The 8,515-nt window shown below is 58.4% G+C and carries 8 protein-coding genes; 2 read left to right on the top strand and 6 right to left on the bottom strand.

Going from position 1 to position 8,515, the window contains the following annotated elements; genetic code table 11:
- Nucleotides 1-214: 214 nt before the first annotated feature.
- The 5 genes from QX048_RS24975 to QX048_RS24995 form a co-directional block, all read right to left on the bottom strand.
- Entirely contained in the window at nt 215-1,945 is a 1,731-nt protein-coding gene (locus QX048_RS24975) for a recombinase family protein (protein WP_316200724.1), read from the bottom strand.
- Between the two features lie 17 nt (nt 1,946-1,962).
- Complete coding sequence (locus QX048_RS24980; RefSeq protein WP_315718318.1) at nt 1,963-2,205, bottom strand: hypothetical protein; 243 nt, start codon at nt 2,203-2,205, stop codon at nt 1,963-1,965.
- Between the two features lie 477 nt (nt 2,206-2,682).
- The gene (locus QX048_RS24985) at nt 2,683-3,228 is read right to left on the bottom strand and encodes a hypothetical protein (RefSeq protein ID WP_315718319.1); all 546 of its coding nucleotides are present in this window, start codon (nt 3,226-3,228) and stop codon (nt 2,683-2,685) included.
- Between the two features lie 417 nt (nt 3,229-3,645).
- Complete coding sequence (locus QX048_RS24990; RefSeq protein ID WP_315718320.1) at nt 3,646-4,146, bottom strand: hypothetical protein; 501 nt, start codon at nt 4,144-4,146, stop codon at nt 3,646-3,648.
- A gap of 186 nt (nt 4,147-4,332) precedes the next feature.
- Entirely contained in the window at nt 4,333-4,743 is a 411-nt protein-coding gene (locus QX048_RS24995) for a hypothetical protein (protein WP_315718321.1), read from the bottom strand.
- A 390-nt stretch (nt 4,744-5,133) separates the two neighbouring features.
- Between QX048_RS24995 and QX048_RS25000 the strand changes: the two genes are divergently transcribed.
- Together QX048_RS25000 and QX048_RS25005 are read left to right on the top strand one after the other, a co-directional pair.
- On the top strand, nt 5,134-6,108 hold the full coding sequence (locus QX048_RS25000; RefSeq protein WP_315772265.1) for a hypothetical protein: 975 nt from the start codon (nt 5,134-5,136) through the stop codon (nt 6,106-6,108).
- 408 nt (nt 6,109-6,516) lie between these two features.
- Nucleotides 6,517-7,065, top strand: coding sequence for a DUF6714 family protein (locus QX048_RS25005; protein WP_315718323.1), 549 nt, complete (start codon nt 6,517-6,519; stop codon nt 7,063-7,065).
- Between the two features lie 402 nt (nt 7,066-7,467).
- Here QX048_RS25005 and QX048_RS25010 read toward each other — a convergent pair whose 3' ends face one another.
- Nucleotides 7,468-8,169, bottom strand: coding sequence for a hypothetical protein (locus tag QX048_RS25010; RefSeq protein ID WP_315718324.1), 702 nt, complete (start codon nt 8,167-8,169; stop codon nt 7,468-7,470).
- Between the last annotated feature and the right edge of the window lie 346 nt (nt 8,170-8,515).

Genomic DNA, 8,515 nt, shown 5'->3' on the forward strand with positions numbered 1-8,515 from the left:
ATCTTCAATGATCGTGAGATCGAACGAGGCTGGGTCACCGGCCTGATCGGCCGATGGTGGGCACGACAGGGGCGAAAACACGGATCAAGATCAATGATTTAGGCACCCGCACCAGCGTTCCAGGGCTCTTGGTTTCAAAAGGGAATTTCTGGCGATGCCCGCACCATCCAAGGGGTAGGCTGGAAGCCAGAATCGCCTGAAAGTTGCCAAGACTTCAGAAAAGTTGACTGCCTGCCCTTTGGGCTCGGCGCCCAAAGGTGAAGTTCGGATCCCTCGTTCGCCCAACCTCTCCTGTGTTTCGATGGTTGCGGGGAGGTGCAGCCACTGCTGGCATAACAAGACTACTTCTTTGATTTTCCTGGGTATTAGAGAATTCAAGGATACCCATCAACTCGCCGCGTAGCTCGGCATGGACCTCGCCACGTTTCTTGCCGGGAGTGAGTACGATCTCGCCGATGAGCGAGCGGAGCGCCTCGGCGGCCTCGCGTCCGCCATCCGGATCGGCGAGCGCCTCGGTGAACCGACCGACGTTCTTGCGATAGACGTTGGCGATGTTGGGATGCATGTCGGGAATGTCGGCGGGAGCCTCTGACAGGCGCTGTGTGATCTCCGCCTTCTGCCGTTCAAGCTCGTCGATCCGCGCCTTCATCGACGGCTGGTAGAGGCCGTCCTCGATCGCTGCGATGATGCCGGCAACGGCCCGCTCGATCTTCTGAAGCGCACGGTGGTCTGTTTCCGCCCGCGCCCGCCGGTCGTGGTTGAGGCGGTTCATCTCCTCGGCATAGGCACGCACCGCTTCTGCGACCGCCTCGGAGGAGACGAGGCGATCCTTCAGTCCCGCCAACACCCGCGCCTCGATCTTCTCGCGCATGATGGTGCGGTTGTTGGCGCAAGTTCCGCGACGATGATGGTTGAGGCAGCCATAACGATTCGGCGTCAGGATGCCGATCTTGCCGCGGCAGCAGCCACAGGTGAGAAGGCCGGAAAGGAGGGAGACGGGCCGGTTGGCGAGGTGCAGCCGCTTGGCCCTGCCCTCCCGCGTATTGGCCGGGTTGGGGCCAAAGAGTGCCGAGATTTGCTGCTGCCGCGCCCGCGCGGCCTGCCACAGTTCATCGTCCACGATCTTGAGATGCGGCACCTCGATCCTGATCCACTGGCTTTCCGGATTCGGCCGTGACACGCGCTTGCCAGTCGCTGGATCCTTGACGAAACGCTGCCTGTTCCAGACCAGGACCCCGGCATAGAGTTCGTTGTTGAGGATGCCGGTGCCGCGCGAGACGTGGCCTCGGATGCTGGTGTCGCCCCAGGCCCGGCCGAGCGGGCCGGGAATGCCGTCCTTGTTCAGTTCGACCGCGATGGCCTTCGGGCTCTTGCCGGCGGCAAAGGCGCGGAAGATGCGTCGGACAATCCTCGCTTCCTCCACGATGATCTCGCGATCGCCCCGGATCGGCTCACCGTTGGCGTCGAGCCCCTTCATGACGTTGTAGCCGTAGCAGAGGCCACCGCCGGCCTTGCCCTTCTCCACTCGGCCGCGCAAACCACGATGAGTCTTCAGGGCGAGGTCCTTGAGGAACAGGGCATTCATAGTGCCCTTGAGGCCAACGTGAAGCTCGCTGATCTCGCCTTCGGCCAGGGTGACGATGGAGACGCCCGCGAAGCGCAGATGCTTGAACAGCGTGGCGACATCCGCCTGGTCACGAGAAATCCGGTCCAGCGCCTCGCCCAACACGACATCGAACAGACCGCGTTGCGCATCCTGCAACAACAACTGGATACCGGGCCGCAGGATCATGCTCGCGCCCGAAATGGCGGCGTCGTGATAGGTGCTCGTGACCTTCCATCGCTCGCGCTTGGCGTGCTCTCGGCAGAGGCGAAACTGATCCTCGATCGAGCTTTCGCTCTGATTGTCGGACGAGTAGCGGGCGTAAAGCGCAACGCGGGGCATGACGGTCTCCGTTCTGTCTAATCCTTGCCGGCCTCGTCCTCCGCATCGTTCGTGGCTTGAGGCCTGTTATCATTGGCGGCGCTGAGCGCCGCGAACTGTTTCCGTGCAATCCGGCGTCCGATCAGCCGGGAAATGGTCAACGTCACCTGCTCCAACTGTCGCCGCGTCTTGTTATCCGCCTTGCTCGTTCCATCCTCCGGACCTTGATTGTCGTTGGCCGGTCTGATGTCGTCCAGCTCCAGTTCTGTGTCATCTGCCATGCCGTCGCTCGCCCGATTGGTGAAGTCAAACGAGCATCAAGCGGCGACGAATTCAGGAAGAGAAGACCAAAAATCCTGCCATCGTACGGGAGCGCGCAGATACTTACGAACGGCCGTTTTGGCGTAGATTTCGAACGCATCACACAGCCTGCAAAGCCTTCTGCACGGCCTTCGGGGCGCGCTCGATCGCGAGAAGATACACGCGTGTCGGCCCCTCCGGCTGTCGCGACCTTGCTCCGAATGGCATAGCGTATTGAGCGCTGAATCCGAAGCGAGCTGCGAACTCTTCCTGCGTCATGTCTAGGCGCACCCGGATTGCCTTCACGTTGATCTTGTTCTTCGTCCTTTTGTGGAGCCGAGATGTGGCACGATGGTCGTAGGTCGCAGATATCCGTTCCACCGCCTTCGTCTGGGGGTGCGTCGCGGTTCGACCAGGACTTCGTTTCCACATCCCGCTCGTAGGAAGACGCGCAATCGTTAGCGAGGATCAACAACACGATGCGGAATAGCGAGACCAACGGCCGCACAAATCGCGCGTTCAGTCGAGAGCAGCAGCAGCCGGTAGCCATCCTCCTCGTAAAGGGGGTACTGGCCAACTTCATAACACTCGCGCACATACTTTAACGCCGCGGCCGCTCCTTTGAGGCTTCCCGGCACGACTCCGGCGAGCTGACGCGAGGCCTTCATCTCAGCCCGACCGAGTGCGCCTTCAGCCGCGCAGAGGCCACTTAACTTGGCCTCCAGCTCGGCCCGCCTGCCGCAGGGCGCACCGCGCAGCTCGCGCTCGGCAGCATCCTGCTCGGCGAGCAGGCGCCCCAGTTCCTCAAAGACTCGGCGGTGGCCCTCGATGGCATCGAGGACCGGGTCGGGCGAGGTCGAAACGCCAACACTTTCAGCCTGTGAGGCCGTGATGACCCCGGCCAGGATGGCGCCGCCGCCGGTGACAAACTGCCGGCGCCGAACGGCCGGGCTGGCAGGAAAGATTGAACGACTCGTGGTATAGGCAGAATCAGCCTGAGACATGGCACTCTCCATGTTGAGGGTTAGGCTCGTGCAGGTGTCTTCAGCACCTGTGCGGGCCGCTTGCCTGGCCTGTAGCGGCCAGTGCCGCGAATCGAATCACGGCCGATTCGTTACGTCAATGGATATCCGGTTTTCACTCACGGCCAGGCCGTGTACCCATAAACCCTGCGGCGCGATGCGACTAAAGCAATGTCTGCTTTGTCCCTATAGCGACCGACTTCGTGCAGAACCGCAATATGTCGCGATGGGTCGATCGCGACGGCTTTGCCCGATCTCTGGCAGGTCCGGTCTACTCCCTCAGAGCCTCCATGCAGGCCATAGGCGGATTTCGTCGCGATGGGCCAAAAGCTGACTTCCGCAGACTGCGCGTGAAATTCGCCTTCGCGCCAACATTCGAAACGTGCTCTGAAGGATTCTTTATATGCCTTGTCCCTGCCGGTGATTAGGGACTGAGACCTTGTCCAGTCTCATTTCGAAAAGTACCCATATTCCGGAGACCTGTAGCTCGTCCGAAGGAAATGTTGGCGACGGGTGTTCCGGTCGAACTCCGCTGAATTGAACGTAGTTATCTCGATCTGCCAGATCAGCGCGAAGCGCCGGATCGACGTTGTAGGCGACGACGGCAACTTGATCGGCGACCTGTATTACAAATAAATCGACCTTGCCGCGCACCGTCTTCTTGATGAGCACCTTCCCGGTCCAATTACGCAGATTCCTTGGCATTTTCTCTTCCACACGACCATCGTAGCTGGACGAGTTGGTGAGAGTACTGTAGCTGCGGCCAGCGTTCCACGCACTCTGAAACGCTGCCTGGTCGGCTGGCACGGGCAGTGGACGGAGTTGAGGATTGAGATCGCATCCAGCTATCAACGAAGACAGCAAAATCCCAAAAAGGGCTCTCGGGCCAATAAATGTCATACGAGGCTCATAGGGTGCGTCAGAACTCCGGCGCCATCGGCCAAGGCCTCTAGGGGCATTCAGCGGAGTTGTCCGGAATACAAGTAAAGATTGCATGAATGCCAACGTCGCTGAACGAAGCTCACGTCGGCGCGGTGAACGGGACAGGAAGCCTTACGAAGCACATTTTGATAAGCCCGGTCGAGTTCATCGTCTTTGCGTTAGGGTTTGATAGGGTCGCTGTATCGCAATCAGCTCGAGGCCGATCCGGGCATCGTGATCAATCGCACCGGCAACAAAACCATGTCCGACGCCAATTCGGGTGCAGGTGCTGATGGACGTAACAACCTTCAACGCGTCAAGATCGGGTGTCCCCTTGACAACCCTGTCGACCCGAGCATCCATCACAGCCAAACGGCCGTATTTCTGAGAACTGATATCGGCCTCTCTGCCAACGATCGTCACCTCTACGATGACGGGCGCATCGAGCTCCGCAGGGATATGGTCGAAGAGCACGCCAGTCTGTGCGCTCGCCACCGCGCATGCCTCTGCTCGGTCGAATAAAAGACAAGCAATCAAGCAAAGCGCGCCGAGCCCTGTCATCTTCAATGTACGCATATTCGCACCCTGATCGCTAGTAATCGCGACACGATGCCAAGACTTCTCAAGGTCAGCAATGGGTCAAACACTGAGATTCTCATGCCGCGCAAATCTCTTGCACAACCTCGAATAACCGACATGGCATGGCCCTGACGGCCTTTCTCTGCGGGGCCATGGGCTGTTCTCCAAAATGGGGTGGCGCTATGGCCGGTGTAGCCCAGATAACAGGCAACTTACCGCAGCGCCGCAAGTCGGCAGCCTTGGGCCAGACACTGACGTTTCTCACTCTGGGAGGCGGACGAACAAGTACAATACCGTACGCGACCACCGGCCATTTGCCGAACTTTCCGATAAACGGTGCTTGCTGCGACCCCACGCGCAAACTCCAATATCGCCGGTCGAAATAGAATGTGTGGCACGGCGGGGATTGAGTTGATTTCGCTACGAATGCTTGTTGGTCTGGCTCTAATTGTGACCTTGCTCTTTGTCGCCGCAGGCGCGGCGACATCGCTCCTTGTAGCTCATGGCGCTGAAGAGATCGCTGGATCTGAGCCGTATTGCATCCAGATTTCTGACGGGGCCTCCGACTACCGGCCCGCACGCGTATGGTTCGACCTGTCGATCTTTAAAATGAGGGCCAGGCACGATGGTCTGCTCTACATGCAGCACCACGCGATCCTCGTTGTCGGCGAACCCTCCAATGTGCGCCTATATCACTGGTCGTATCTCCACCGCGTCTTCGAGCCGGGCGTAATAAACGGGCATATTGAGGGTCGGGGGCCGGCGATTACCTGCCTGCAGGTGCGTGACTTCGTGGGTAAGCGGCTGGCACTGATCCCCGTGTCGCCGGACAGCTATTACATCAGGTATTCTGGAGGTGAGACATATCTCATCCCAACCGTCTGGCAAGCAGAGTGGAGCGGCGGGTCAAGCCCGAGCTTGCTGCTTGCGACGACCGCTCCCGACTTCCAACCACTCGACCGCCGTCTGATGCCGGCGGAATTTGACAGCAACTCGGTCTTCGTCACGTGGGACCCCGAATGGATGCTAAGTCTAATGAAAGATCCGCCCGGCGGAGAAATTGTCGAGCAAAGTAGAGAGTTTGGTCTCGTGAAGACCAAAACCATCACGCATGGCAAGGACGGCAAGGAGTACGTCGGAAATGGCTATCTTGCTTATGATGACGGTCATGGCGTCAACACCACGATAATAGGCTGCGGCACGCCGTCCGAGGCTGTTCCGAAGTCCTGTCAGCACCGCTTCATCAACAAGGGCCGACACTTCTATTTCCGTCATCGGCCGGAGGACGTGCCCAATTGGCAGAGGATGCAGCAGCGTATCCTTGACTTGATGGCGTCGTTCGAGGTTCACCGCCGCTCGTAGCGAGATCAACCGAGCGGGTTGTCGGGGGATTCCAAGTTGGTGTCGAGGTCAGCTTCGGGTCAAAGACTGAAATTCTTATGCCGAGTGACTCTCTTCTGCACAACCTCGAATAACCGACATGGCATGGCCCTGACGGCCTTTCTCTGCCGGGCCATGGGCTGTCCTCCGAAATGGGGTGGCGCTTTGGCCGGTGTACCCCAGATAACAGGCGACTTGCCGCAGCGCCGCAAGTCGGCAGCCATGGGCCAATTCCGGAAGTCGAACGCCAACAAATAGCCCCTAGAAACGATGCGTTAATCGTGTCTCTTAGCCTCATGTGTCCACTGGGCGCCTGGCGGTTAAGTTGAAGCTGAGACATGGGCTTGACGCGTCGACTGGGCGCGTCTCTGAGCATCTTGCAGGGAAAGCATGACAGTATCCGTCGAGGCTCTAATCGAAGAAATACGACAGGCCTTCCCAGCACGGCGGCAGGGTCGGTTCCTTCCGCTGGTCAACAGCGCCCAAGGCGACGAGCCATTGCGGGTCATCGCGGCATTTGACGATAAGGATGACTGGACAACACTCGCGCCCGAATGGCTGGATAAGGTACCAAGCGGCCTCGGGTCAGCTTTGAGCTTTCTGACCGATGAAGCGATTTGCTTCTACATACCTGCCTACATTATTGCGGATATGACCACCCAGCTGCGGATGGTCGACCCAATCTTTGCACTCACTCACGGCTTTGCCCCCCGATCACACAACAAGAGAGCCAAGCCACAAAGCGAAAAGCTCGAGGCTGAATGTGCTCGCAATCGCTGGAGCTTGTTAGATCACCGCCAGGCTGTCGCGATCGTTCATTATCTTGAATGGCGAGCACTGCGAGATCGGCCAGATTACGGCTATATCGTGAATAATGCTATTGTCGAGGCACTAGGAACGTATTGGTATGATCGAGTGGCGAAGCCTCAAGGACGTTGACCATCTTACGTTATGGGTCACTTGCTGCCGTCCCGAACGAGCTAGCGTCACGGCCGGTGTACCTCGGATAGTTGCCGACTTGATGCAGCGCCGCAAGTCGGCAGCCTCCAGGGCCATTCAGGGTACGGTCCGGCGACCCGGTCACGTCCGCAATTCGCCCATAGCCGACCTTCCGGGTGGGGTGCATCGACGGCTGCTTCTTCCCCATCAGCGAAGTGGCGAGCCGCCGGGTTGAGGTCCGCTCTGGGGTGGTCAACGGACCAGAATTGCTCAGGTCGGATTTTCACATTTTGACCCAGAGCGGACAATAGCGAACGAGCTACTGGGATGCGCCTTCCACCAAAAGAGAAAAGAGATTCCATCCGCGTTGATATACGATCTCAGGTCCAGATGGCGCTGCTATCATTGTTTACGTTCGACACGTCTCTGAAGCTTCTTCGCTCCGAGCGGCACCGTCGCGGAGAAAGGGGGCAGTTGCGGGTCCGGAACGAGATTGTTGAAGTCGGCCAGGCAAGTAGCTTGCTGTGTCTTTGTGCCTGCGCGCATGAGCTTGCCATTAGCAGCGTAAACCAATCTGCCTCGCTGATCTCGGCCGGTCCACTCGGCTCCCGAAATTTCTTGGGTCGATCGATGTAAAGGTGCGAGATCGGTCTTTCTGGCAAAACTCGTGTCAGACGCAATAAAGCTGACATTGATCCCGGTACCCGGATGATTTGGATGTGCTGCTACCGGGTAAAATCTGAGGACAACGCTTCGATTATCTGTAAATCGTCCTCCGCCGCCATACGTTGTTCCCTGGGGCCACAGGCCAAGAGCATGAAGCCACGGACTCCTGCTGATCGAGCTCCATGCATCGGTGTAGTCCGTTCTCAGGCCACGACCTTTGTGGATGAACGACAGCAGCAATTCGCCATCAGGCGAAAGATCACATTTTTCTGGATAGATGCGCCCTTTCAGCCAGGCGCCCGGATAGAACTTATCGCCCTTGGTGTCCCAGCGAATGATATGAAACCAGTCCGACGGACCCCGACGGAAGATGACGGCTTCATGTGCTTCACGCGCAAATATCACAAAAAGACGAGGGGCGACTTTCTTCTGAACCACATTTGCACCCGCAGGCAGAGATCGAAGTCAAATCCCTATGGAGTTGCTCAATGCCGCGAGGAGTATCAAAGTGGCACTATCTTGTGAATACGCCCAATCGGCGCTGGTCCTCAAGGCCTTAAGAGACTGTGAATGTCCGCTTATGGTCGATTCCGTTGAAAAAGTAGGCTGTAGTTTCGTCGTGAACGACTGCCGTTTATCGGATGAGTTGGCTTGGTGGGGGTCACGCGGGCGTCGGTGCGGGCATCGGGATCAGCTTGGCCATTTTGCGAAGGTTCTGAGCGGCTGCAGCGAGGATGAACTCGTCGCGTGCGCCGTTCGGCCCTCTTAGTCGCAGGCGATCGAG

The organism is Bradyrhizobium sp. SZCCHNS30572, assembly GCF_032484415.1.
Lineage (GTDB): Bacteria > Pseudomonadota > Alphaproteobacteria > Rhizobiales > Xanthobacteraceae > Bradyrhizobium.